Raw genomic sequence first — 23,776 nt, forward strand, 5'->3', positions numbered from 1 at the left:
AACAAGGTCTAAATAAAGTTAGCGTTCCATCCAGTCTAGCCAGCGTAAAACAATACCTTCGCGCAGAGCCCAAGGGCAGATCTCAAGTTCATTGATATGCAAACGTTCCATGGTTGTTCGGGCAACAATCGCACCAGCGACAATCTGCCGTGCGCGGCTCTGTGAAACTCCGGGTAGCTCAGCACGTTCCTTATTGGACATCGCCTGAAGCTTCGGAATCATTTTTGTGAGCGAGTTAATCTTTAAATATTTTGGATTGTCATCAAACCAATGTTCGCCAAGACGAGCCAGCGTTCTAAAAGTTTTACTGGTTGCAACGAAGTGATCTGCGATATGTTCCATAATATCTTCGGGTACCGAACTCTTCACTGCCTCAATTACATAATTTTCCAAAGACTTTATCTCTTTAGAAGTGTGTGGATCCGAAGAAAGATATTCACGTGTCAGGCGTGATGCACCAAGTGGCAACGAAACAGTTGCTTCGGCGCTCTCGTCATCACCTACAGCAATTTCAAGCGATCCACCGCCAATATCTAAAACTAAAAGTCTCCCGCTCGACCAACCGAGCCAGCGGCGCACTGCTAAAAATGTCATTCGAGCTTCATCATCTCCAGAGAGCACTTGTAGATCTATATCGAACTTCTTATTGATCTGAAGCAATATTTCTTTTCCATTTTTAGCATCACGTATAGCAGATGTCGCAAATGCCAAGATTTCTTCAGTCTTAAACTCTTTAGCGTGTGAAATTGCATCGGCTATCGCAGTTTCAAGCAACTCAACGCCTTCGGGAGCTATCTCGCCAGAAATGTTTAAATACTCGTGAAGGCGTAGTTCAACTTTTTGATTAGTTGCTGGGCTTGGTCGTGCTCCTGGGTGGGCATCAACTACTTGGAGGTGGACGGTATTAGAACCCACATCTAGAACGCCCAATCGCATGCGGCCAAACCTACCTGTCTAGCGCCCTAATCTCGTTGATTTTTACATTGCGCCAATAACTGCCATAATTACGCCCGTTGCCTTAATCGGTAGCAAGCCTCTCTAGCTCAGTGGTAGAGCAGCGCACTTGTAATGCGCAGGTCGTCAGTTCAATCCTGACGGGGGGCTCTGGAAAGTTTTGACCCGATAGAAGAAGGGGTAACGATGAAAGATTATTCGTTTCCTCACGAACAATTTGATGATCTGCTCGCCGCGAATGCTGAATACACAAAGTCGTTTCAGTACTCCGAATTAACCGGTTCAGCGGCAAAAGGTTTAGCGATCGTAACCTGCATGGATTCTCGTATTAATCCGCTTTCAGTTGTGGGCATGCGATCTGGCGATGCCAAGATCCTACGCAACGCCGGGGCTCGAGTTACAGAGGACGTTATCCGCACCTTGGTGCTCGCTACATATCTTTTAAATGTAAAGCGCATCCTGGTTATGCCACATACCGATTGCGCGATGGCGCGTGGCGATGAAGCAGATATCCATGCGCTGATTGACGAGAAATTCGGCGTCGATACGCGCTCACTTGAATTTCGTACTACGCGTGATCAAAAGGCGGCGCTAGCGGTCGATGTAAACCGTATTCGCGCTTATCCACTTTTGCGTGATGGCGTCACCGTTGCCGGTGCAATTTATGATGTTAAGACCGGAACTATTGTTCCGGTTGATTGCTAACTCGCCGAATCGGCATCTTGGTTACTGGATAATTGAGATCCGTTAAGAATTGATGGACAATCGCAATAAATAGCGCTGGTTTTTCCTTAGGTGCAATATGTGATGTTCCTGGAATTATCGCTAACTGGCTTAACTCGACCGCGCGATACATATCGAGGGTGTGTTCGTGAGAGAAAACATCATCATCGCCAGCAATAAAAAGCGTTGGACATTCGATTTTTGCTAATTCTGTAAGAGGGACGTCAGGCTCAGATTCCCAAATCTTTAACATTTTTTTAATTTTTTCATTTTGAGTGTGTGGAGCATCGGGTGAAGTTGCAGCATATTCAGCCTTATCTTCTTCGCTTGGTTCTACAAAAGGAAGATGAGTCACTGCTCCAGACGGGTGGTAGTTAGCCCCGACGAGAATCAGCGATTTAACTAGCTCGGGGCGAGCAATCGCAACCGACATCGCAATGATTCCGCCATCTGACCAACCAATTAAATGTGCGGGCTCTTTGACGACATCTTCTAGATAGGCAATTGCTTCACGGATTTGAAAATCAAAATGAAAAGAACCTGCTTGATCGCCCGTGTAGCCATGTCCAGTGCGATCGTAGGCAAATAAATGAAAATCAGGTTCTAGATCAGGCGTTAAGACATAATCCCAGTGCGAAGTTTGGCTTAAGCCACCGTGCAGAAGTAGAACTGCTTCACCGTTGTTCTCCCATTCGTATGAATAGGTTTGGTGTCCACGTAAATCAATGTAGTCAGGCATGGTTGCTGCTTTGGCTACAGGCTATCCATGATGTGGCGATTGCCGCGGTCGAATGTTAAATAGTTCCAGGTCCAATCGGCGATAGTGCCGATCTTGTTGCGCCCGCCAAGTAAGTAGAACAAATGCAGCCACAACCAGGCATACCAAGCTGGAATTCCCGTGATCTGAATTCCCTTAAATTGCACAACCGCTTTATGGCGACCAATTGTTGCCATGGAACCTTTATCGAGGTATTTAAAATCTTGTAGCGCTTGACCGCGCGCGGCACGCATAATTTGTTTTGCAACCCAACGCCCTTGTTGCATCGCAACTGGTGCAACCATCGGTAAGAAACCACCATCTGCGCCCTTTGCGCTAGAGATATCACCGATCGCCCAAATATGTGGATAGTGATTTACCTGCAAGTTCTGCGCAACGCTGATGCGAGTTCCTTCAAGTGGCAAGTTAAGTAGCCCACCAGTTGGTTCACCTTTAACGCCGGCTGCCCAAATAGTTACTTCTGATGGAATTACAGATCCATCCTTAACAAGAATCTGACGTGGCTTTACTTGTTGCACAGCGGTATTGAGCAGAACCTTGACGCCAAGTTTCCCTAAATCTTTCTTAGCTCGTGCAGACAACTTTTCGCTAAACATTGGCAAGATTCTTGGCCCTGCTTCGATCAAGTAAATATCGATATGTTCTGCGGCATTTGCTTCATCATTTTTAAGTGGACCACGTTTTAGCTCGGCAAGTGCGCCAGCCATTTCAACGCCAGTAGGACCGCCACCGACAACGCTTAAAGAAAGTCTGGTCTGATCTTCAAAACGACAGAGATCTTCAAAACGGCGCATTACTTCGGCGCGAATACCGATTGCTTCATGCACGCTCTTCATACCAAGTGCATGCTCATTTACACCTGCAACTCCGAAATCTGCCGTTGCAGAACCGAGTGCAACAATTAAATGATCAAATTCAAGAACTTCAGAAGAATCTAGTTTTACAGATTTGTTTTTATGATCAACCGAGATTGGGGAACCCATTCGGAATTTCACGCCGCTCTTGCGCAGTGCGCCTCGGACTGGATGCGCCACATGGTCTGCAGCAAGGCCAGCAGTTGCTACCTGGTAGAGCAAAGGCAGAAATGTTTGAAAGTTGTGGCGATCAACAACGGTTACATCGGCGTCTTTCGATAGCGCCTTGGCTGCGGTTAGCCCGCCAAAGCCTGCGCCTAGAATTACGACGCGAGGTCGATTAGAAGAAGCCATGTGCAGAGTCTAGGCTCTCCACCATGAACTCGCAGAACTCAGGGCGTTTGATACTTGTAACTGGCGCATCGGGCTATGTCGGCGGCCGTTTGGTACGCGACCTCGTAAGCGATAAATGCGATGTGCGAATTTTGGTACGCGATGCGCAGAAAGTTGCCGATCAACCGTGGGCTAAAGATGTCAATATCGTTGAAGGCAACGCCACTGTAATTTCAGATTTAGATCGCGCTCTCAAAGGCGTGCATACCGCTTTCTATCTTTTGCACTCTATTAATTTAGGTAAAAACTTCGACGATATTGAATCTGAGATGGCGCGTAATTTTGCAGTTGCCGCAGAAAAGCAAGGCGTTAAGCAGATCGTTTACTTAGGTGGAATTGCTAACGATAAGAACCGTAGCCAACATTTAGCATCTCGCATGAATACAGGTGCGCAGTTAGCATCAACATCTGTTCCTGTTTTAGAACTTCGCGCTGGAATCATTATCGGTTCGGGATCAGCTTCCTTTGAGATGTTGCGCCACCTAACGCACCGCCTGCCGATTATGACTACACCAAAATGGGTCTCGAATTTAACGCAACCAATTTCGATCCGCGATGCGCTCTATTACTTGCGCAAAGCTGCCTCACTTGAAAAGCCGGTGGGCAAGGTTTGTGACATCGGCGGCAAAGAAGTTCTTTCTTACGCTGACATGATGCAGAAATTTGCCAAGTTATCAGGGCTTCGCAAGCGCTGGATTGTTTCCGTTCCTGTTCTAACTCCGAAGCTCTCTTCGTTGTGGATCGGTTTTGTGACTCCCGTGCCAACATCACTTGCTCGCCCACTTGTTGAATCTTTGATTAGCGAAGTAGTTGCAGATCCGGCAAAGAGTATTGATGCAATTATTCCGCCGCCACCAGAAGGTTTTATCGATGTCGAAGGTGCAATTACCTTGGCGCTTTCTCGTATTGCAGATCGCGATGTAATTACTCGTTGGTCAGATGCTGCATTTCCAACTGCGCCGTGGCAGAAAGCGCAAGGCGATCCCGAATGGGCTGGTGAAATGGTTCTGTGCGATCGTCGCGAATCAAATACTGAAGCAAGCGCAGCATCTGTGTGGCAAGCGATTGAAAGTATCGGTGGCGAAAACGGTTACTACGGTGCAGATTTTCTCTGGTTCTTGCGCGGTTTGTTAGATCGCATCTTTGGCGGAGTTGGACTTCGTCGTGGCCGTCGCGATCCGTTAACCCTGCGCGTTGGTGACAGTTTAGATTTCTGGCGCGTTGAAGAGTTAGAACGCGGCAAACGTTTAAAACTTTACGCCGAGATGGTTCTGCCTGGAAAAGCGTGGCTCGAATTTAGCGTCATCGATAACGGAACCGATCGCACTGTTGTACAAGAAGCTAGCTTCTCGCCACGTGGTTTAGGCGGTCAGTTGTATTGGTACTTTGTACTTCCCTTCCACATCTTTGTTTTCCCAACGATGATGCGAAATCTGATTCGAAAGGCCAATCGCACCGACCATGCCAATTCACGCCTTTAATTCAGAGGTCGAATCCCTTGCCAAAGAGATCCTGGCATACAGCCTGCTGCGTTTAAAAGATGATCCACCGCTAGATGGACCGCGCACCGCTGAAGATTTATTTCAAGAAGTTGGCAACACCATCACCGCAAAAGGTTTAGGCGGACATGAAGCACTTGAAGTGTTTACCAATGTTTTAGCAAAGGCCTGTATCTCAACAGATCATCCGCGCAACTTAGCCTTTATTCCATCTGCACCAACTGAATATTCAAATCTCTTCGACCTAGTTGTTGGTGCCAGTTCACTCTACGGTGGATCTTGGCAAGAAGGCGCGGGTGCAGTTTTTGCTGAAAATCAAGCGTTGCGTTGGATCGCAGATTTAGCGGGACTTCCACAATCTGCCGGTGGCGTTTTTGTACAAGGCGGAACAATTGGAAATCTCTCTGCACTTGTTGTGGCGCGTGCTGCTGCACGAAAGAAATATCCAAATACTTCACGTTGGGCCATCGCTTGCAGCGCAGAAGCACATTCATCAATCGCTAGCGCTGCCCAAATCATGGATGTAGAACTTCTAAAGATTGAGCCAGGTGCTGATCGCAAGATGCACGGTGACGCACTTGGTGCGGCAATTGATCAATTGCATGCCACGACGCAAACCCGCGTCTTTGCTGTTGTCGCAACCGGCGGCACCACAAACCTCGGAATCATTGATGATTTGGCAACAATTGCCGAAGCAACACATGCTCGCGATATCTGGTTCCACGTTGACGGCGCTTATGGATTAGCGGCTTTATGTGCACCATCTGTGCGCGCAAAATTTAACGGGGTAGAACAAGCTGATTCTTTAATCGTTGATCCACATAAGTGGCTTTTTGCGCCATTCGATGCCTGCGCACTTATCTATCGCAACCCAGATCTTGCTAAAGAAGTTCACACTCAACATGCTTCATATTTGGAAACTTTGCACGATGACACTTGGTCACCGGCGGATTATGCAATTCACTTAACGCGTCGTGTCCGCGGATTACCTTTCTGGTTTTCACTTGCAGCACATGGCACAGATGCTTACACCGAAGCGATGGAGGAAACACTTACCGTGGCTCGCGATGCCGCCGAACTTGTTCGCCAACATCCCAATTTAGATTTGATTCACGAACCTGAACTTTCTATTGTTGCCTTTACTCGCAAAGGTTGGGCGCCAAGTGATTATCAAAAGTGGAGCGATAAATTATTGGCTGATCAGATCGGCTTTATCCCACCATCATCAGATAAAGGCCAATCAATCTTGCGCTTTGCGATAGTTAACCCTTGGACGAAGATCACAGATATATCTATGATCTTGGATACTCTTTAAAATTTAGTAAGGTGTAAATCCCACAATTTCTGCTACTGCTGGTTTAAGATTTACTCCATGTCAGCGCTCGAAAATAATGATGTGCAGGGGTCTTCGCTTTCCGACCTCGAAGTACGCATCCTTGATTTCGAGAGCAATTGGTGGCGCTTTGCTGGTGCGAAAGAGTCTGCAATTAAAGAGCTCTTCGACCTAACCGCTCCTCGTTACTACCAACTACTCAATGACCTGATCGACCGGGACGATGCCCTAGCGGCCTCTCCAATGCTCGTTAAGCGCCTGCGCCGCCTGCGTGAGGCTCGTATGAGTGCGCGTTCAGCCCGATAACAACCAATTCACCGCCCTCGTTTTGCGACAGGGAATAAGACCGTCTAGATTTGGCGTTAGCACTCTCGGGGTGTGAGTGATAAAACGCCCCCAAATGGCAGAAACTAAATGAGTTACAAACAAGGAGTAATTACATGGCAAAGATGATTGCCTTTAATGAAGAAGCCCGTCGCGGACTAGAACGCGGAATGAACGTTCTCGCTGATGCAGTCAAAGTAACCCTTGGACCTCGCGGACGTAACGTTGTTCTAGAGAAGAAGTGGGGCGCCCCAACAATCACCAACGATGGCGTCTCAATCGCAAAAGATATTGAACTCGATGATCCATGGGAAAAGATCGGTGCAGAACTCGTTAAGGAAGTTGCTAAGAAGACAGATGATGTCGCAGGCGACGGAACAACAACTGCAACTGTTCTAGCTCAAGCACTTGTGCGCGAAGGTCTCCGCAACGTTGCTGCCGGTTCAAACCCAATGGCGCTAAAGCGCGGCATCGAAAAGGCTGTTGCAGCGATCGTTGCAGAGCTTGCCTCGATGGCCAAGAGCGTTGATTCAAAAGAGCAGATCGCAGCTACTGCATCTATCTCAGCAGCCGATGCAACTATCGGTGACATGATCGCTGAAGCGATGGATAAGGTCGGCAAAGAAGGCGTTATCACTGTTGAAGAGTCAAATACATTCGGTCTCGAACTCGAGCTCACTGAAGGTATGCGCTTTGATAAGGGTTACATCTCTCCATATTTCGTAACCGACCAAGATCGCATGGAAGCAGTTCTTGAAGATGCTTACGTATTGATTGTTAACTCAAAGATTTCAAATATCAAGGATCTCGTACCGGTTCTTGAAAAGGTAATGCAATCAGGTAAGCCACTTGCAATCATCGCTGAAGATGTTGAAGGCGAAGCGCTTGCTACTTTGGTTGTAAACAAGATTCGCGGAATCTTCCGCGCAGCAGCAGTTAAGGCACCTGGCTTTGGAGATCGTCGCAAGGCGATGTTGCAAGATATTGCAATCCTTACTGGGGCCACAGTTATCTCTGAAGAAGTTGGCTTGAAGCTCGAAACAGCTGGCCTAGAACTTCTTGGTCGCGCTCGCAAGGTTGTTATCAGCAAGGAAGAGACAACCATTGTTGAAGGCGGCGGAGATGACGCACAGATCAAGGGCCGCGTTGCTCAAATCCGTTCCGAAATCGAGAAGTCTGATTCAGATTACGACCGCGAGAAGTTGCAAGAGCGTCTTGCCAAGCTCGCAGGTGGCGTTGCTGTAATCAAGGCAGGCGCTGCAACTGAGGTAGAACTCAAAGAGCGCAAGCACCGCATCGAAGATGCAGTACGTAACGCAAAGGCTGCAGTTGAAGAAGGCATCGTCGCTGGTGGTGGCGTCGCCCTCTTGCAGGCTGCAACACAAGCATTTAAGAAGTTAAAGCTAGAAGGCGAAGAAGCAGTTGGCGCAAAGATCGTAGAACTTTCGATCGAAGCTCCACTAAAGCAGATCGCAATCAACGCCGGTCTTGAAGGCGGAGTCGTTGTAGAGAAGGTGCGTCACCTAGAAGTAGGTTTCGGACTTAACGCTGCAACTGGCGAATACGTCGACATGATCAAATCTGGAATCATTGATCCTGCAAAGGTAACTCGCTCTGCGTTGCAGAACGCGGCATCAATCGCTGCGCTCTTCATCACAACGGAGGCGGTAATCACAGATAAGCCAGAGAACAAGCCAGCTGCCCCAATGGGTGGCGACGGCGGCGGAATGGATTTCTAAGCTAAATGACAAAAGGGTTCGACGCAGAAGATTTAGCAAGAAGTGCTGCACTTGGTGATGCCGAAAAGCCATCGCAAGTCGGTAACTTCATCTCTGTCGAATTCGATGACGAAGATCGCGTTGCAAGTTATCTCTTCGACGCAGATATTCAGGGTTATAAAGGTTGGCGCTGGTGCGTCACTGTTGCAAAGGTAGATGCATCAGCGCAACCAACCGTTTGTGATGTAGTTGTTCTTCCTGGTCCAGATTCACTTATGGCGCCAGAATGGATCGAATATAAAGATCGAATCTTGCCTGAAGATATTCAGCCGGGTGTAATTGTTCCAAGCGTTCTAGATGACACTCGTTTAGTCCCTGGTGCAAACGCGCTTATTCAAGATGAAGATTTAGATGCAGCGCAGATTTACGAACTTGGTTTAGCTCGTCCACGAGTACTTTCAATTGAAGGTCGCGATCAAGCAAGTAAGCGTTGGTACACAGGCGATCGCGGACCAAATACGCCTTTGGCACAGAACGCACCAAAGCCTTGCCAATCATGTGGCTTCTTTATTCCAATCGCAGGTTCACTACGCGCATCATTTGGCGTGTGTGCAAATGCGATCGCTCCAGATGATGCCCGCGTAGTTTCAGTCGATCACGGCTGCGGCGCGCACTCTGAAGCCACGCTCCCTAATTAATAGGGGTTCCCGCCCCTCTTTGCTTGCGATAAACTTGAATCTTGACCCCTTGTCTACACGAGTACTGAAATTCTTATAAGGAGAACGCCATGCCTACAGGTCGCGTTAAATGGTTTAGCCTCGAAAAGGGTTTCGGATTTATCTCAAATGATGAAGGCGAAGATGTTTATCTTGCTGCATCATCTCTTCCAGAAGGCGTTCCTTCGGTAAAGCCTGGCACAAAGGTTGAGTTCAGCATTATCGATAGCCGTAAAGGTCCACAAGCGATGTCGATTCATATCGTTGAGGCACCGGTTTCACTCGCGGAAAATTCACGAGTCAATAACGATGACCTTGCTGCGATGATCGAAGACACAATTAAGATTTTGGATAAAGTCGGAAATGGTTTGCGCCATGGACGTCATCCATCTGGCACCGATGCAGAACGCCTTGGTCGCGTTTTGCGCGGTATTGCTAGCCAGCTAGAAGCTTAAATACTTCTGATCTAAATGCCGCTGCGCGCTGCGCGGCGCTTTGAGTAACGAATACCCCATGCACCAAGTGCTGCACCTGCAACACAGGTCCAGATTAATTTGCTCTCTGCACCTGTGATCGCAAAATATAAACCTGCGATAACCCACGCAATAGTGCCTAAAGTGATTAGAGTTACGACAGACTTAATTTCTGATTTATTCTCTGAATTATTGTTTGAACTCACGAAGGAAGCATACAAGCGATGGCGGTAAAAGCAGACGGTAACTGGCGTTCTTTTCGCCACCGTAATTACCGCATTCTCTTTCCGGCAAATGCCGCATCCAACATCGGAACTTGGGCGCAGCGTATCGCTCAAGATTGGTTGATTCTGCAGTTAACCGGCAATAGTGGAACCTATCTCGGCCTTGTTACCGCAGTTCAATTTGCTCCGGTTCTCTTCTTCTCACTGCACGGTGGCGTACTTGCCGATCGAGTAAATAAACGCAAACTTCTTATTGCAACTAACTTTATCGGCGCACTTTCTTCCCTTGGTTTAGGAATTCTTGTTTTGCTCGGCCAAGTACAGATCTGGCATGTTTTTTTCTTTGCCCTAGCCCTGGGAATTTCTTCAGCGCTAGATGCGCCTATTCGCCAATCATTTACCTCAGAGATCGTTGGCCATTCCGATATCGCCAACGCGGTCAGCTTAAACTCAGCTAATTTCAACGCTGGGCGCCTAGTTGGCCCTGCGCTATCTGGCTTTCTTATTGCGCGCTTTGATACTGGTCCTTCATTCATAATCAACGCCGGTACCTATGTATTTGTGATTCTTGCACTACTGCGAATGCGCGAATCCGAATTTTTTATCCTAGAGAAGAAAGAGACGCTAGGCACCGTGCGAGAAGGCGTTAATTATGCTCTGGCTCGCCCTGACTTATACGTTGTAATGATTGTAGTTTTCTTCGTTGCAACATTCGGATTGAACTTTCAGATCTTTAACGCCCTAATGGCAACTATAGAATTTGGAAAAGGGCCAGCCTCATTTGGACTACTTGGAACATACATCGCACTTGGTTCACTTTCTGGCGCTCTTTTCTCCGCGCGATTAGAGAAACATCGCCGCACAAACTTTGTTATTAAAGCGGGAGTGGCATTTTCCACTGCAATCTGTTTACTTTCTCTGGCACCTACTTACACGTGGTACTCAATCTGGTTGCCGTTCTGCGGTTTCAGCGCTCTTACGATGCTGATTACTGCTAACTCGCTGATTCAAGTCAACTCAGATCCAGCGATCCGCGGTCGCGTTAGTGGAATTTACTTACTTATATTTATGGGTGGAACGCCCTTTGGTTCGCCACTTATTGGCTTCCTTGCTGAAGCCATTGGCGTTCGCCAAACAATTGCGCTCTGCGGTTTGATCTCACTTGGCGCTTGTCTGACTATCTGGGCGTTGTTCCACAACAAGGTAAAGCTTCCGAAAGATATTTCGGTTGAAGGCGTATTACCTGCCGCCTATGACGATCAGCGCTAATAAACTTATTAAAGTTAAAACTGTGATTAGTCTACGAGTGCGGTAGTTCATTTAAATATTATTCGCGCCCAAATGCTTTGATGGTGAGAGCGTAACCATTAGAAAACCAAGTGCAATAAGTACCGGAACCATGATGTACGCACGTGAAATTCCGAAGTTATCGCCCAAGATTCCCAGCAATAGCGGCGAGCAAGCAATAGCGATACCTGCTGCAATTGAGCTCTTACCAATAGATAAATCAGGACGGCCTTCGCTAAATGCAACCATACGCAAGGTAAATAGTGGGAATTGAACTGAAATTCCAAGTCCAACAAAGAATAAAGTTACAAGGCAGAGCACCAGATTGTGCGAAGACCAGAAGAATCCAAATGCTATAAATTGCAGTGTAAGTGCGATCTTCAACTGCTCATCGGCGTGGAAACGTTTTAAGACGCGACCGGCATACCAACGTCCAGTACCAACTCCTGTGCCAAAGGCGATTACTGCCAGAGTTGAAATAGCTGCACTGGCATCGGTGCGATCGCTAATTAGCGATGCCGACCAGAAAGATGTTGCAAACTCGGCGCTGATCGAGATGAAGAATCCGGTAAATGAGAACCAGAATCCGCGCGAGAGTTTTCCGCGCTGTGGACCATCTTCATCTGGGATATGAGAATCTGGTTCAAACTTACGTCCCTTGATAAAAAGCGCCAAGATAAAGGGAATGGTGATCAACATTCCCACGCGCCATTGATCACGCACAATATTTGCAGTTGATCCAATAACAAAGTTTCCAGTCACAAATCCTGCGATAGCAACAGCGTTGATCTGTGCAACAGCAGTATGTGAACGTTCTGCAAATGCATGAGACCCAGCGGTATTTACATTATTGATAACAACTGAGATTCCCCAACCTGCAATAAGTGTTGCTAGCAGAGTTAGTTGTACTGGGGGAGCAAAGACGAAAAAGACGATACCGATGGAAAATACTGTTAAACCGATCCAAGTTGTATTTGAACGACCAAAGCGGTGGACCAACTTCGAATTCATTCCACCCGCGATAATTGCGGCAACGCCCATTGCAGTTCCGTGAAGTCCGGCAACGCCAAGTGATGTGCCTTGATCTTCACGAAGTAGCGCTTGAGAAGGACCGAAACCGCCAGTAAAGAAGTTAACAGTCGCTACTTGAAGTGCGAGCAGCCAGAACTGCCCGTTACGCGCAAACGTCTTTGGCATCTGAGCTTTAGAGCGCTGCTACAACGAAATCAATTGAGGCAGTTAGCGCATCAATATCACTTGGATCAACGGCCGGGAACATACCAATGCGAAGTTGGTTTTTACCTAGCTTGCGATAAGGCTCGGTATCAACGATTCCGTTAGCGCGAAGCGCTGCAGCAACAGCAGTGGCATCGATTGATTCATCAAAGTTAATTGTTCCGACAACCTTTGAGCGCATTGCCGGATCAATGACAAATGGCGTTGTGTAAGAAGTCTTTTCTGCCCATGAGTACAACTTGGCAGAAGATTCAGCGCTACGGCCGGCTGCGAATTTAAGACCACCATTGGTGTTCATCCATTCGATCTGATCGGCGAGCAACATAAAGGTAATAAGTGCTGGTGTGTTGTAAGTCTGATCTAGGCGTGAGTTTTCAATCGCAATTCCAAGATCGAAGAAGGCTGGTACCCAGCGGCCGCTTGCCTTAATTTTCTCAGCGCGCGCAATTGCGGCAGGGCTCATTAGCGCAAGCCAAAGCCCACCATCAGATGCAAATGATTTCTGTGGCGCAAAGTAATAAGTATCAAATTCTTTTGCATCAACTTCCAGGCCACCAGCAGCGCTTGTTGCATCAACAAGAACTAGCGCACCATCTGTTCCGGCAGGGCGCTTGATTGGCATCGCTACGCCAGTTGAAGTTTCGTTGTGAGTAAGTGCGTAAACATCTACGCCAGCTTCAGCAACTGCTTGTGGGTGTGAACCAGGTTCTGACTTAATCACAGTTGGCTCGCCAAGAAATGGCGCTTCCTTTGCAGCTGATGCAAACTTTGAAGAGAATTCGCCGAAAACTAAGTGCTGTGATTTGTTTTCAATTAAACCAAATGTTGCGATATCCCAAAACGCTGTTGATCCGCCGTTTCCGAGTACAACTTCATAACCTTCTGGCAGCGTAAATAGTGAGTTAAGTCCTTCGCGCACGCGATGAACCACGTTCTTAACTGGCTTTTGGCGGTGAGATGTTCCGAGAATCGATGAACCAGATGCGCCAAGTGCAGCAAGTGCTTCGGGGCGAATCTTTGATGGACCGCAACCAAAACGGCCATCACGTGGTTTGAGATTATCTGGGATCTTAATATCTGCGCTCATGGGCTAAGCCTAAGGGTAGTAGCGAGTTATCTCCCACTCGGTTTCGCTGTTAGCCCGCTCATAGCGCAAGCGATCATGCAGCCTTGAATAGCGCCCTTGCCAGAATTCAATGCTGATCGGCGTAACGCGATAGCCGCCCCAATGTGGTGGCTTTGGAACGGTTGTTCCTTCTGGCCATTTCTCAGATGCACCAGCGAAGCGTTGTTCAAGTTCTTCGCGCGATGAAAGTGGTGAGGATTGCGCACTTGCCCATGCGCCGATTTGGCTGGACCAAGGACGCGAAGCAAAGTATTCGGCTGATTCACTTTCGGAAATCTTTTCGACAAATCCACTTATCGAAACTTGGCGTTCCATCGCAAACCAGGGAAATAAAAGTGTGACTTGCGAATTTAGCTCCATCTCCTGTGCTTTACGCGATGAGTAATTTGTAAAGAAGGTAAAGCCACCTTCAGAAATATCTTTTAACAAAACGGTGCGTGTAGAGATATGTTCTTCCAGACCCAAGGTTGAAAGCACCATCGCGTTAGCTTCGACGATAAAGTCATTCGCCGCCGCCTCCTTTAGCCAGGTGCTGAACGCGGCGAATGGATCAGCGGGTAAATTCTCGAGACCGACCTCGCCGTAAGAACGGCGCATGGCACGGATCGCTTCACGGTCGAGTTCGCTCATAGATGTATCGAACCTCACTTTTACCTCTGCGTCATCTTCTAGGACTTCCTAGTGATTTCCTGGATGGGTGGTCGTCAGCACCCCCTCGGACGGTGCAGAATTGGAGCATGTCAGATGATTTCAAACCCGGCCTGGAAGGCGTTATCGCCTTCGAATCACAAATTGCAGAACCAGATAAAGAAGGCAGCGCACTGCGTTATCGCGGCGTTGATATCGATGACCTTGTAGGTCGCGTTACCTTCGGAAACGTTTGGGGTCTACTAGTAGACGATCTCTTCAATCCTGGTCTTCCAAATGCTGAACCATTCCCACTACCTGTTCACTCAGGTGATGTGCGCGTAGATATCCAATCAGCGATTGCGATGTTGGCACCAGCATGGGGTTTCAAACCACTACTTGATATTTCAGATGAAGAAGCGCGCAGCAACCTTGCCCGCACATCTGTAATGGTTCTTTCATATTTGGCACAAGCTGCTCGCGGTACTTGGCAGCCAATGGTTCCGCAATCAGAAGTTGATAAGGCGCACACAGTTGTTGAGCGCATGATGATCCGTTGGCGCGGAGAGCCTGATCCACTTCACGTTCGCGCGATCGATGCTTACTTTGTATCAGCTGCAGAGCATGGAATGAACGCTTCAACATTTACCGGTCGCGTAATCGCATCAACTGGCGCAGATGTTTGTGCAGCAATCTCTGGTGCAATCGGTGCGATGTCAGGTCCACTTCACGGCGGCGCTCCATCACGTGTATTGCACATGATCGAAGAAGTTGAAAAGTCTGGCGATGCAACTGCTTATGTAAAGGGCTTGCTTGATCGCAAAGAGCGCTTGATGGGATTCGGACACCGCGTTTACCGCGCAGAAGATCCACGCGCTCGCACACTTCGTCGTACTGCTAAAGAACTTAACGCACCACGTTATGCGGTTGCAGAAGCGCTTGAAAAGGCTGCTCTGCAAGAGCTTCGTGAGCGCCAACCAGATCGCGTCTTGGAGACAAACGTTGAATTCTGGGCAGCGATCATCTTGGACTTCGCTCAAGTACCAGCACCGCTCTTTACATCAATGTTTACCGCTGCTCGTACTGCAGGTTGGTCAGCACACATTCTCGAGCAGAAGCGCACTGGTCGTTTGATCCGTCCATCTGCACGTTATGTTGGCAAGGGTCCACGCAAACCTGAAGATGTTGAAGGCTGGGATGACTCAGTCGGAATGCTTCACGGCTAACCAATAAAGTTATGGCTACACGTCGAAACATTGTTTGGTTTCGACGGGATCTGCGTATTTCTGATCACCCTGCTTTAGTTGCAGCGATTGAAAATAGCGATGAAATAATTCCTGTCTTCATCCTTGATAAAACTCAGATCGCTGAAGCTGGCTCAAAACTCCTTGCCTACATGGGTCAATCACTTCGCGCACTCGATGAATCACTCGGCAATAAGTTGTACATCATCGAAGGCGATCAAGTTGAAGTCTTAAAAGAACTAATTGAACTTTACGGTGTCACCGAAGTTCACATCTCAACTGAGTATGAACGCTATGGCGCAGAACGCGATCTACGTGTTGAAAAAGCGGGCATTAATTTAATTCGCACCGGAAGTCCTTACGCAGTTGCACCGGGTCGTGTTGTTAAGCCGAGTGATGGAACTCCGTATCGCGTTTACACACCGTTCTATCGCGCTTGGTGTGTTCATGGTTGGCGCGCACCTGCCAAGACTCCGAAAGAGATTAAAGCTCTAACTCCACCTGCTAAGTACCGTGCTTTTCCTGATTTTCCGATGCCAGAAGGCGTGGAGGTTATTCAAGCGGGAGAAGCGGCAGCACTTGCTCGCTTTAAAGAGTTTGTTAAGAAAGGCCTCGATAGTTACGACGAAAACCGCAACTTTGCTGGAATTGATGGCACATCCAAGATGAGTACCTACTTAAAGTTTGGCGAGATCCATCCGCGTACTTTGATCCAAAACTTAGGCGATTCCAAGGCGCACGATACTTTCCGTAAAGAGATTGCTTGGCGCGAGTTTTATGCCGATGTTCTCTTTAACAACCCGCACACCGATACCGATTACTACGCACCACAATTTAAGGCGATGCGTTACGACAAACCCGGCAAACAATTTAAAGCTTGGTGTGAAGGAAAAACTGGTTATCCATTTGTTGATGCCGCGATGCGTCAGTTGGTTCAAGAAGGTTGGATGCACAACCGCACTCGCATGGTCGTGGCATCTTTCTTAGTTAAAGATCTGCACCTTGAGTGGCAACTTGGGGAACGTTTCTTTGCCGAACATTTAGTTGATTTTGATCCCGCATCAAATGCCCACGGATGGCAGTGGACTGCCGGCACCGGCACCGATGCTTCACCTTATTACCGCGTTTTTAATCCCATCGAACAAGGTCGACGTTTTGATGAAAACGGCGATTACATTCGCAAATATGTTCCTGAGCTAGCTCATTTATCTGCGGCAGAGATACACGAGCCATGGCTTTACTTAGATGGATATTCCAAGGGTTATGCAGAACGAATTGTTGATCACGCAGCCGAACGTCTGGAATCTCTAGAAAGACTTAAGGAAATTAAGGCTGATAAGCCGCTGCCTCCACAATAGCCACACCGCTGCGCTTTGCTTCATACATTGCAGCATCAGCCCGTTGCAGTAAATCACCGTTCTTATCGTTTCTGACATGTCCGATACTTACGCTAATTGAGATTTGATTTCCCCCAACGGTAAATGGATAACTCAACGTTGCTCGCAGCGCATGTGCAACTTCTAAAGTTGTATCGGGGCTACCAAGCACGATTACTCCAAACTCATCCCCGCCAAGTCTTGCCAGCACAGATCCCGTTGGAAGCGACCGACTAAAGCGCATCGCAACTTGTCGCAGAATTTGATCGCCCATCTCATGGCCATATTGATCGTTAACTGGTTTAAATCCATCTAGATCCAATAAAAGTAGCGCACCTTCCACGCCACTTAGCGCGCTGATTTCAGCAACCAAACGGCGGCGATTTGGTAATCCCGTTAACTCATCGGTGCGCGCCAAGATCTTCTCTTCGCCTAAATTACTGGCTTGCCTGATCACTAGAGTCATTCTTATAAAGGCCATAAACAACGTACCGATAGTTGGAATAACAACATAGATCGGGAAGTAATCCGGGCGAAGTGCAATTGCAGAGAGCAGCGCCGGGCTGATAAAGATTGATACTGCAATTAGCGCTGGATGGATCTTCGTTTCCGGCTGCAGATTATTTGGTGCCGCCCAAAACGAGATCGTGATTATTGTTATCCCAAGCAACCAACCGTTATCGCTGATCTGTCCAAATTGGTAGGAATTAGTAATTTGCGCCCAGAGAAAATAGAAATCAGTGATTGCAAAAATCGTAACTCCAGATATCAAAAGCGCTGATCTATTTGAAAATCCAGAGACAACTGCGCTAACAATCGCGATAACCACCAAAGCGATATCGCAGACTGGATATAAGACTGCAAAGAAAGCGCTCGTGCTATCCCCAGGAATATTTGAGATGAATTGAATGAGAATCAACGCAGTAACTATTGAACTTAAGCCCAATCCAAAGATCGCTGCATCTAGCAGCTCAAGTAAACGCAGCCGCTGTCTTCGACTCAGTATGCGGGGAATTGCGAGGAAGGCGAAAGGGTAGAAGAGGGAATATGCAATGTTTGAAAAGAGCAGCGAATTAGCGTTGAAGTTAAGGAATTGAGCAAGACTTGAATAGAGCGAACCGATTCCCCATGAAGCAACTGCTAGCGCGGAAAAAGAGATCGCAAATGGATCGCTATGTAGCGGTGCACGAACCAACGAAACAATCGCGGCAACGATAACCAAGTTAAAGAGAACTAGATCTAGAACTATTCCAGCATTTATCTGCAGAATTTTGGCGGTGGTATGTCCGACCAGAATTGCCGGAGCGAACCACTTCCAGATTAGATGGGTGCGCACCCACGTAAGTTAAGGCGCGCGATTAAACAAAACGAATAGGGCTAACCTAAGGTTTGCTCAATCAAACGGCTGAATTAAAAAGAGTTAGAAACCCTTGCTGCAGATCAACTTGGCCATACCAAGTGTGGTCTCAATATCGGTCTTCGAGCTCTCATATTGGCTGAGAGCTTGTTCTTTTGCTCGCTCACTGCGATCACCCTGCTTACCAACAGTTGAGTAGGCCTTAATCGCTGCTTCATAGCTACGAACCGCTGCGGCATACTTATCGATAGTCGCCTTGTTCTTAGTTAGATTTGCAGTATCTGCTCGCAGCGCAGTTAGCGCAGTGTTGATCGTTGCAATCTTCGCCTGATATTCAGGGATCAATTTATTGGCTTTCTCAGTTTCGATCGCTTGCTTGGCCATATCTGCATCTAGCTTTGCAACAGTTTCATCTGTCGCAGCTTTGATCTTTGGCAAATTTGCAACGGCCTTGTTATAAGTATTTGCTGTGTTAAGGCAATCTAGCGACAACCAAGTTAGCTTTGAATTCTTGACCAATGGGTTCTTGGCACAACGGTATGAAGAACCGCTTACCTTTGTGGTTTGGCCAGCCTTTTTACAAGCAACGCCATTGCTGACCTTGGTTGCAGCACTTGCTGGTACTGCAGTGATAGATGCGAGTACGAGAGCGGTGGCTCCAGCTACGACGATGGCCTTACGAAACATGAAAACCTCCATTGATGATGAGGTCATTTTAGCCAATGAGTGCTTGCATATCGGGGATGCAAGCGGAGAAAAGCATGTGAATTAGCGTTGTTTGACTCGCAAATTCATTCCGACCCTGCGAACGAGTGGTCGTGGAGCCAGAGTGATGAAACCCACCAAGAGTTTGTACTGCCATCCCGGAACCGAGACCGCCTTTCCTGCCTGCGTATCCTTCCAAGCCTGTGCAACAAGTCGATCCGAGTTAAGCCACATGAACTCTGGCAATCCCGCCATCTTCATACGGCCGCGTTGATGAAACTCGGTACGAGTAAATCCCGGACAGAGCGCTGAAACTTTTATCTTGGTAGCTGAAAGTTCGGTGTGAAGTGATTCGCTCAAAACAGTTAAATAAGCCTTTGATGCGCTGTATGCACCGCCTGCAATAAAGCTGGCAACAGATGAGACGTTAATTACCGTTCCAGAATTGCGTTCTTTCATTCCAGGTAGTGCAACATGCATCAACCGCATTGGCGTGCGTACTAACACTTTGAGGACTTCTTCTTCTTTTGCCAAGTCGCTCATCGTAAAGGCTTTATTAATTCCAAAGCCTGCGTTATTAATCAGCACTTCAATCTCATTATTCTTAATAAACTCTTCAACTTTGGCACAACCAGATTCGGTTGCTAAATCGGCGACGATGACAACTGATTCGGCGCCGAATTTATCTTTTAGCCCTTGTGCTCTTTCGTGCAAGCGAGCCTCATCGCGCGCGACTAAAACCAGATTAAATCCTTGCGCAGCTAGTAAGCGAGTGAAGCTTTCACCTATTCCGGCGGTTGCACCGGTTACTAGAGCCCATTTTTTCATATCGCCTCCGCAATGAATTTACTTAAGAGCGCCATAAGCGCTGGCCGGAACAACTGGATCGTTAGGTCGTATTGGAGCAAGATACTTGTAAGGAGCGTTTTGTGCGGGACGCTGATCAGCCTCACCTTTATTTGGCCACAATGACATTGCGCGCTCTGCCTGCGCAGTAATTGTTAGCGATGGATTCACACCCAGATTTGCGGTGATTGAAGCGCCGTCGACTACGTGAAGAGTTGGGTAGTTATAAACGCGGTGGTAGGGATCGATTACTCCAGTTTTTTCATCCGCACCAATTACACAGCCGCCAACAAAGTGGGCGGTAAATGGTGCGCTGATTAAATCTCCAATATGCCCGCCTGCGATTCCACCATATTCATTTGCGATATGTCGCACCGCTTGATTAGCCGCTGGAATATAAGTCGCATTAGGCTTATCGCTATCGTTTTTGGAAGTTAATTTAAATCCAAATAAACCGCGCTTTCCCTTTACGGTTACCGCTGAGTCAACATCTTGCATTACAAGTGCGATGACCGTCTTCTCACTCCAGTGGCGCACATCAATTATTCGCAAAAGCAGCGAAGGCTTAGCGAAGAACTGCTTTAACCAATGGCGACGCCTTTCTTTTCCAGTAAATCCATCAGTCATGATCGTTTGCAGCAAGCCCATGAAGTTGCTTCCTTTGCCATAACGAACAGGTTCAATATGGGTATGTTCATCAGGAAAGAATGAAGAGGTAATCGCTGCGCCACGACTGAAATCGTTATCCCGGTTATCCATAAGTGCACCAGTGAGGGCTTCACTATTTGTTCGGGAAAGTGCGCCAAGTCGATCCGAAATGCGCGGTAATTGTTTACGTTTCATCTTATGCAATAACTTCTGAGTGTTAAACGTTCCGGCAGCGACCACAAGTTGATCTGCAATAAAGGTTGGTCCGCGCGAACCATCCCAAGCTCCGGTCTTCTCAGTTTTAACTATCCATTTTCCATCGCTGCGCTCTTCGAATTCTGTAACAGTTGTCATTGGAAATACTTTTGCACCAGCACCTTCAGCAAGTCCCAGATAATTCTTGGGCAGAGTGTTCTTTGCGTTATGGCGACAACCGGTCATACATTCACCGCAGTTTGTGCAGCCTTTGCGATCCGGTCCTTTGCCACCAAAGTAAGGATCACTCGCTGCTACGCCTTCACCTTTTCCAAAGTAAATTCCAAGTGGCGCCATCTTAAAAGTTTGTCCAACGCCCATCTTGGTTGCCGCAGATTTCATAGCTGCATCGGATGGCGAGAAGTAAGGATTCTCTTCAACTCCCAACATGCGTCGGGCTTGTTCATACCAAGGTTCGAGTTCGCGTTTCCAATCAGTGATATCTGCCCACTGTTTATCTTGGAAGTATTTATCGCCAGGTTGGTACAAAGTATTGGCGTATACCAGTGAACCTCCGCCAACGCCTGCGCCACAAAGGACAAGTACATCGGGGAGGATATGAATTCTTTGGATTCCGAAACAACCGAGTGCTGGCGCAAATAGAAATTTATTTACGCGCCATGAGGTCTTAGGGAAGTCCTTATCTGCAAATCTCTTTCCGGCTTCAAGGACAGCTACGGTGTAACCCTTCTCGCGCAATCGAAGCGCAGTAACGGATCCACCAAAACCGGATCCGATTACTACGACATCGAACTGCAATTCCTTCGCCATCGCAGCCTCCCGTTTTAAACGGTTAACTCCGCGACTGAGATTCCAGCTGTTGATTCATCACGAATATGCCAACTGGTTCCATACTCTTCAAGTAGATCAAGGAAAGGCTTGGCATCAAACCATTCTGGGCCGTTTACGCCTTCTGGTTTCCAAGTTCCTTTATGCAATAACTCCATCGCAATAACTGGATTTATTGCCGTCTGCCAAACAACTGCTTGATCTCCGTAATTAGCCATTGACCATTCGTTATCTACAACGTTATACATGTAGCACGCATATGGTTTACCTGACTTATCAAGGCCTTTAACTAAAGTGCCAGCGCAGGTTTTACCACGCATACGTTCACCAAGTGTTGCTGGATCTGGAAGAGATGCGGCAAGTAAATCGCGCGGTGAAACTGGGTGGCCTTGAACTTCAACGGTCTCTTTACGATCCATGCCGAGCATATGAATTGTCTTTAGAGTCGTGATGAATTGCGCGCCAAGTCCGTATTTGAAGTTAACTTTCTTGGCATCGACTTTCTGCGGAATCAAAACAACTTCTTCGTGCTCAACGTTTACGCACTCAACAGGCCCGATTCCTTCAGGGAAATCAAAGACCTCTAGCTCGCTAAATGGTTCAGTTGTAAACCAACCGCGACCATCTTCCCAAACTAGTGGCGGATTCAAACACTCTTCAATAGTTGTCCAGATTGAAAAAGATGGAGCAAAGTCAGCGCCTTCAACTACCAAGTTAGAACCATCGAGAATAGTTACTTCATCGATTCGGCTAAAGAGATGGTCAGATGCATATTTAGCAAAGACATCGCTCATTCCTGGCTCGATACCCATACCGACTAGCGCGTAAATACCGCGTTCGCACCAGTTCCAGTCACGAGCGAATTGTTCATCGCCGAGCTTTACTCCAGTTTCAGAATTTGGGTAATGCGGATGCGGACGAGAAAGAGACATCGCCATATCCATGTAATTTGTATTTTCAATTTCACAAGCTAAGAAGATCGGCATAACAAAGCGCGGATCTACGGCGTTAATGACAATATCTGGATTGGCCTTACGAATCAGTGCACGAATATCCTCGAGCTCTGCGGCGTTCACCTCCGCAGCTGAAAATCGGGGATCTTTTACTCTTGCTACTGCTTCTTCGGCGCGTGACAGGTGGCGATCTGCAATGACCATTGAGGTAATAAATGGTCGACGAGATGCGATATTTGCTATTGCCCTGCCAACTCCGCCTGCGCCGATAACGAGCGCTTTCATGGGTGGCCTTTCATTCTTTAATACACACGATTCGTTGTTGAACGCGTTAGCCCTATGTTAATCGTAGAGATAACCTTTGCCAAGCGAAGATAACTTTTACGCAGGTCCCCGTAGCTCAGTGGATAGAGCAACCGCCTCCTAAGCGGTAGGTCGCAGGTTCAACTCCCGCCGGGGACACCAATTAAGAGTTAACTGAAAATAACTGTGCGATGTCCAACGATAAAGATGCGATCTTCTGCATAGAGTTTTACCGCTTTAGCAAGTACGCGACGTTCGATATCACGACCAAGTGCGATCAATTCTTCAGGTGAAGATGAATGAGTTACATGTGCAACATCTTGTTCGATGATTGGACCTTCATCTAAATCAGCAGTTACAAAGTGCGCTGTAGCACCGATGATCTTTACACCGCGATCATGGGCTTGGTGGTAAGGCTTAGCGCCTTTAAATCCTGGCAAGAACGAGTGATGAATATTGATGATCTTGCCCGGAAGTGCCGCGCAGAAATCGTTAGATAGAACTTGCATGTAACGCGCTAGAACTACGAAATCAATCTTTAACTCTGCAACTTTTGCGAGCAAAGCCTTCTCCTGAGCAGCTTTATTTGAGGCATCAACTGGCAGATACATAAATGGAATTCCATGAGATTCAACTAACTGCTTCAGATCTTCACGGTTTGAAACAACTAGTGGGATTTCAATCGGTAGCTCACCGAGTTCAAGGAGATACATTAGATCGCGCAGACAGTGGCTCTCTTTAGTAACCATAACGAGCGCGCGTGGCTTCTTTGCAGTCTCGCGAATATGTAGCGCAGGCGAAAATTTTCCTAACCCTTCGCCCAGACTCTTCTCTGCAGCGGCCAAGCCTTGGGAAGTTTCGAAGCGGGTGCGCATCACAAAGGTATTTGTTGTGTGATCTGTGAACTGCTGGTTTTCAATTATGTTGCCACCGCAGTGAAGGACAGCAGTTGTCATCGCGTGGACAATGCCTGGTTGGTCTGCGCATTGCAGATTTGCGATGAGATCCATGTCGTAAGGGTACGCGTTAGCGGTT

Annotated in this window: 23 protein-coding genes and 2 tRNA genes; 12 read left to right on the forward strand and 13 right to left on the reverse strand. The window is 47.6% G+C overall.

What is annotated here, in order from left to right; all coding sequences use genetic code 11:
• Positions 1 to 18: 18 nt before the first annotated feature.
• Positions 19 to 936: a Ppx/GppA family phosphatase gene (locus A1sIIB60_RS00465; protein ID WP_095670567.1), complete on the reverse strand. Its 918-nt coding sequence runs from the start codon at positions 934 to 936 to the stop codon at positions 19 to 21.
• 96 nt (positions 937 to 1,032) lie between these two features.
• Between A1sIIB60_RS00465 and A1sIIB60_RS00470 the strand changes: the two genes are divergently transcribed.
• Together A1sIIB60_RS00470 and A1sIIB60_RS00475 are read left to right on the forward strand one after the other, a co-directional pair.
• Positions 1,033 to 1,104: transfer RNA gene (locus A1sIIB60_RS00470), tRNA-Thr, on the forward strand.
• Positions 1,105 to 1,140: 36 nt separating this feature from the next.
• Positions 1,141 to 1,659 (forward strand): beta-class carbonic anhydrase, encoded by a 519-nt coding sequence (locus A1sIIB60_RS00475; protein ID WP_095670568.1) that lies wholly within the window; start codon positions 1,141 to 1,143, stop codon positions 1,657 to 1,659.
• Here A1sIIB60_RS00475 and A1sIIB60_RS00480 read toward each other — a convergent pair.
• The gene (locus A1sIIB60_RS00480) at positions 1,637 to 2,416 is read right to left on the reverse strand and encodes an alpha/beta fold hydrolase (RefSeq protein ID WP_095688779.1); all 780 of its coding nucleotides are present in this window, start codon (positions 2,414 to 2,416) and stop codon (positions 1,637 to 1,639) included. The genes A1sIIB60_RS00475 and A1sIIB60_RS00480 overlap by 23 nt on opposite strands.
• 14 nt (positions 2,417 to 2,430) lie before the next feature.
• Positions 2,431 to 3,663, reverse strand: a complete 1,233-nt coding sequence (locus A1sIIB60_RS00485) for an NAD(P)/FAD-dependent oxidoreductase (protein ID WP_095688780.1) — start codon at positions 3,661 to 3,663, stop codon at positions 2,431 to 2,433.
• Between the two features lie 23 nt (positions 3,664 to 3,686).
• Here A1sIIB60_RS00485 and A1sIIB60_RS00490 point away from each other — a divergent pair, with 23 nt between their 5' ends.
• From A1sIIB60_RS00490 to A1sIIB60_RS00515, 6 genes are all read left to right on the forward strand, one after another.
• Positions 3,687 to 5,183, forward strand: coding sequence for an SDR family oxidoreductase (locus A1sIIB60_RS00490; RefSeq protein ID WP_095688781.1), 1,497 nt, complete (start codon positions 3,687 to 3,689; stop codon positions 5,181 to 5,183).
• Entirely contained in the window at positions 5,170 to 6,516 is a 1,347-nt protein-coding gene (locus tag A1sIIB60_RS00495; protein ID WP_095689603.1) for a pyridoxal phosphate-dependent decarboxylase family protein, read from the forward strand. The genes A1sIIB60_RS00490 and A1sIIB60_RS00495 overlap by 14 nt, the downstream gene beginning before the upstream one ends.
• Positions 6,517 to 6,573: 57 nt before the next feature.
• The gene (locus tag A1sIIB60_RS00500; RefSeq protein WP_095670572.1) at positions 6,574 to 6,840 is read left to right on the forward strand and encodes a DUF3263 domain-containing protein; all 267 of its coding nucleotides are present in this window, start codon (positions 6,574 to 6,576) and stop codon (positions 6,838 to 6,840) included.
• Between the two features lie 134 nt (positions 6,841 to 6,974).
• Complete coding sequence (gene groL, locus A1sIIB60_RS00505) at positions 6,975 to 8,597, forward strand: chaperonin GroEL (protein ID WP_095670573.1); 1,623 nt, start codon at positions 6,975 to 6,977, stop codon at positions 8,595 to 8,597.
• Positions 8,598 to 8,602: 5 nt separating this feature from the next.
• Entirely contained in the window at positions 8,603 to 9,274 is a 672-nt protein-coding gene (locus tag A1sIIB60_RS00510; RefSeq protein WP_095688782.1) for a DUF3027 domain-containing protein, read from the forward strand.
• Between the two features lie 89 nt (positions 9,275 to 9,363).
• Entirely contained in the window at positions 9,364 to 9,747 is a 384-nt protein-coding gene (locus A1sIIB60_RS00515; protein WP_095670575.1) for a cold-shock protein, read from the forward strand.
• 11 nt (positions 9,748 to 9,758) lie between these two features.
• Here the strand turns inward: A1sIIB60_RS00515 and A1sIIB60_RS00520 are convergent, their stop codons facing one another.
• Positions 9,759 to 9,971: a DUF2530 domain-containing protein gene (locus tag A1sIIB60_RS00520; RefSeq protein WP_095688783.1), complete on the reverse strand. Its 213-nt coding sequence runs from the start codon at positions 9,969 to 9,971 to the stop codon at positions 9,759 to 9,761.
• A gap of 18 nt (positions 9,972 to 9,989) precedes the next feature.
• Here A1sIIB60_RS00520 and A1sIIB60_RS00525 point away from each other — a divergent pair, with 18 nt between their 5' ends.
• The gene (locus tag A1sIIB60_RS00525; RefSeq protein ID WP_095688784.1) at positions 9,990 to 11,258 is read left to right on the forward strand and encodes an MFS transporter; all 1,269 of its coding nucleotides are present in this window, start codon (positions 9,990 to 9,992) and stop codon (positions 11,256 to 11,258) included.
• Between the two features lie 51 nt (positions 11,259 to 11,309).
• On the opposite strand, the gene A1sIIB60_RS00530 is transcribed toward A1sIIB60_RS00525, so the two are convergent.
• From A1sIIB60_RS00530 to pdxH, 3 genes are read right to left on the reverse strand one after another with little or no spacing between them, the layout of a single operon-like run.
• On the reverse strand, positions 11,310 to 12,473 hold the full coding sequence (locus tag A1sIIB60_RS00530; protein ID WP_095676970.1) for an MFS transporter: 1,164 nt from the start codon (positions 12,471 to 12,473) through the stop codon (positions 11,310 to 11,312).
• A gap of 7 nt (positions 12,474 to 12,480) precedes the next feature.
• Positions 12,481 to 13,599 (reverse strand): phosphoserine transaminase, encoded by a 1,119-nt coding sequence (gene serC, locus A1sIIB60_RS00535; RefSeq protein WP_095688785.1) that lies wholly within the window; start codon positions 13,597 to 13,599, stop codon positions 12,481 to 12,483.
• A 9-nt stretch (positions 13,600 to 13,608) separates the two neighbouring features.
• A complete protein-coding gene (pdxH, locus tag A1sIIB60_RS00540) occupies positions 13,609 to 14,268 on the reverse strand; it encodes a pyridoxamine 5'-phosphate oxidase (RefSeq protein WP_095676972.1) in 660 nt (219 codons plus the stop codon).
• 107 nt (positions 14,269 to 14,375) lie between these two features.
• Between pdxH and A1sIIB60_RS00545 the strand changes: the two genes are divergently transcribed.
• Complete coding sequence (locus A1sIIB60_RS00545; protein ID WP_095688786.1) at positions 14,376 to 15,491, forward strand: citrate synthase 2; 1,116 nt, start codon at positions 14,376 to 14,378, stop codon at positions 15,489 to 15,491.
• 11 nt (positions 15,492 to 15,502) lie between these two features.
• Entirely contained in the window at positions 15,503 to 16,867 is a 1,365-nt protein-coding gene (locus tag A1sIIB60_RS00550) for a cryptochrome/photolyase family protein (RefSeq protein ID WP_095688787.1), read from the forward strand.
• Here A1sIIB60_RS00550 and A1sIIB60_RS00555 read toward each other — a convergent pair.
• From A1sIIB60_RS00555 to A1sIIB60_RS00575, 5 genes are all read right to left on the reverse strand, one after another.
• Positions 16,836 to 18,221: a GGDEF domain-containing protein gene (locus A1sIIB60_RS00555; RefSeq protein WP_095688788.1), complete on the reverse strand. Its 1,386-nt coding sequence runs from the start codon at positions 18,219 to 18,221 to the stop codon at positions 16,836 to 16,838. The genes A1sIIB60_RS00550 and A1sIIB60_RS00555 overlap by 32 nt on opposite strands.
• 84 nt (positions 18,222 to 18,305) lie before the next feature.
• Positions 18,306 to 18,929, reverse strand: a complete 624-nt coding sequence (locus A1sIIB60_RS00560) for a hypothetical protein (RefSeq protein WP_095670584.1) — start codon at positions 18,927 to 18,929, stop codon at positions 18,306 to 18,308.
• Between the two features lie 81 nt (positions 18,930 to 19,010).
• Positions 19,011 to 19,775, reverse strand: coding sequence for an SDR family NAD(P)-dependent oxidoreductase (locus A1sIIB60_RS00565; protein WP_095688789.1), 765 nt, complete (start codon positions 19,773 to 19,775; stop codon positions 19,011 to 19,013).
• 18 nt (positions 19,776 to 19,793) lie between these two features.
• Positions 19,794 to 21,467: a GMC family oxidoreductase N-terminal domain-containing protein gene (locus A1sIIB60_RS00570; RefSeq protein WP_095688790.1), complete on the reverse strand. Its 1,674-nt coding sequence runs from the start codon at positions 21,465 to 21,467 to the stop codon at positions 19,794 to 19,796.
• A 14-nt stretch (positions 21,468 to 21,481) separates the two neighbouring features.
• Complete coding sequence (locus A1sIIB60_RS00575) at positions 21,482 to 22,723, reverse strand: saccharopine dehydrogenase family protein (RefSeq protein ID WP_095670587.1); 1,242 nt, start codon at positions 22,721 to 22,723, stop codon at positions 21,482 to 21,484.
• A 104-nt stretch (positions 22,724 to 22,827) separates the two neighbouring features.
• Here A1sIIB60_RS00575 and A1sIIB60_RS00580 point away from each other — a divergent pair.
• Positions 22,828 to 22,903: transfer RNA gene (locus tag A1sIIB60_RS00580), tRNA-Arg, on the forward strand.
• 8 nt (positions 22,904 to 22,911) lie between these two features.
• Here the strand turns inward: A1sIIB60_RS00580 and purU are convergent.
• Positions 22,912 to 23,751: a formyltetrahydrofolate deformylase gene (gene purU, locus A1sIIB60_RS00585; RefSeq protein ID WP_095688791.1), complete on the reverse strand. Its 840-nt coding sequence runs from the start codon at positions 23,749 to 23,751 to the stop codon at positions 22,912 to 22,914.
• Positions 23,752 to 23,776 lie beyond the last annotated feature (25 nt).

This window comes from Candidatus Planktophila lacus (assembly GCF_002288385.1).
GTDB classification, from domain to species: domain Bacteria; phylum Actinomycetota; class Actinomycetes; order Nanopelagicales; family Nanopelagicaceae; genus Planktophila; species Planktophila lacus_D.

Excerpts from the sequence above, each read along its gene's own strand:
- A1sIIB60_RS00465 (WP_095670567.1), bottom strand. The coding sequence starts at position 936 with ATGCGATTGGGCGTTCTAGATGTGGGTTCTAATACCGTCCACCTCCAA.
- A1sIIB60_RS00475 (WP_095670568.1), top strand. The coding sequence starts at position 1,141 with ATGAAAGATTATTCGTTTCCTCACGAACAATTTGATGATCTGCTCGCC.
- A1sIIB60_RS00480 (WP_095688779.1), bottom strand. The coding sequence starts at position 2,416 with ATGCCTGACTACATTGATTTACGTGGACACCAAACCTATTCATACGAA.
- A1sIIB60_RS00485 (WP_095688780.1), bottom strand. The coding sequence starts at position 3,663 with ATGGCTTCTTCTAATCGACCTCGCGTCGTAATTCTAGGCGCAGGCTTT.
- A1sIIB60_RS00490 (WP_095688781.1), top strand. The coding sequence starts at position 3,687 with ATGAACTCGCAGAACTCAGGGCGTTTGATACTTGTAACTGGCGCATCG.
- A1sIIB60_RS00500 (WP_095670572.1), top strand. The coding sequence starts at position 6,574 with ATGTCAGCGCTCGAAAATAATGATGTGCAGGGGTCTTCGCTTTCCGAC.
- groL (WP_095670573.1), top strand. The coding sequence starts at position 6,975 with ATGGCAAAGATGATTGCCTTTAATGAAGAAGCCCGTCGCGGACTAGAA.
- A1sIIB60_RS00510 (WP_095688782.1), top strand. The coding sequence starts at position 8,603 with ATGACAAAAGGGTTCGACGCAGAAGATTTAGCAAGAAGTGCTGCACTT.
- A1sIIB60_RS00515 (WP_095670575.1), top strand. The coding sequence starts at position 9,364 with ATGCCTACAGGTCGCGTTAAATGGTTTAGCCTCGAAAAGGGTTTCGGA.
- A1sIIB60_RS00525 (WP_095688784.1), top strand. The coding sequence starts at position 9,990 with ATGGCGGTAAAAGCAGACGGTAACTGGCGTTCTTTTCGCCACCGTAAT.
- A1sIIB60_RS00530 (WP_095676970.1), bottom strand. The coding sequence starts at position 12,473 with ATGCCAAAGACGTTTGCGCGTAACGGGCAGTTCTGGCTGCTCGCACTT.
- serC (WP_095688785.1), bottom strand. The coding sequence starts at position 13,599 with ATGAGCGCAGATATTAAGATCCCAGATAATCTCAAACCACGTGATGGC.
- pdxH (WP_095676972.1), bottom strand. The coding sequence starts at position 14,268 with ATGAGCGAACTCGACCGTGAAGCGATCCGTGCCATGCGCCGTTCTTAC.
- A1sIIB60_RS00545 (WP_095688786.1), top strand. The coding sequence starts at position 14,376 with ATGTCAGATGATTTCAAACCCGGCCTGGAAGGCGTTATCGCCTTCGAA.
- A1sIIB60_RS00550 (WP_095688787.1), top strand. The coding sequence starts at position 15,503 with ATGGCTACACGTCGAAACATTGTTTGGTTTCGACGGGATCTGCGTATT.
- A1sIIB60_RS00560 (WP_095670584.1), bottom strand. The coding sequence starts at position 18,929 with ATGTTTCGTAAGGCCATCGTCGTAGCTGGAGCCACCGCTCTCGTACTC.
- A1sIIB60_RS00565 (WP_095688789.1), bottom strand. The coding sequence starts at position 19,775 with ATGAAAAAATGGGCTCTAGTAACCGGTGCAACCGCCGGAATAGGTGAA.
- A1sIIB60_RS00570 (WP_095688790.1), bottom strand. The coding sequence starts at position 21,467 with ATGGCGAAGGAATTGCAGTTCGATGTCGTAGTAATCGGATCCGGTTTT.
- A1sIIB60_RS00575 (WP_095670587.1), bottom strand. The coding sequence starts at position 22,723 with ATGAAAGCGCTCGTTATCGGCGCAGGCGGAGTTGGCAGGGCAATAGCA.
- purU (WP_095688791.1), bottom strand. The coding sequence starts at position 23,751 with ATGGATCTCATCGCAAATCTGCAATGCGCAGACCAACCAGGCATTGTC.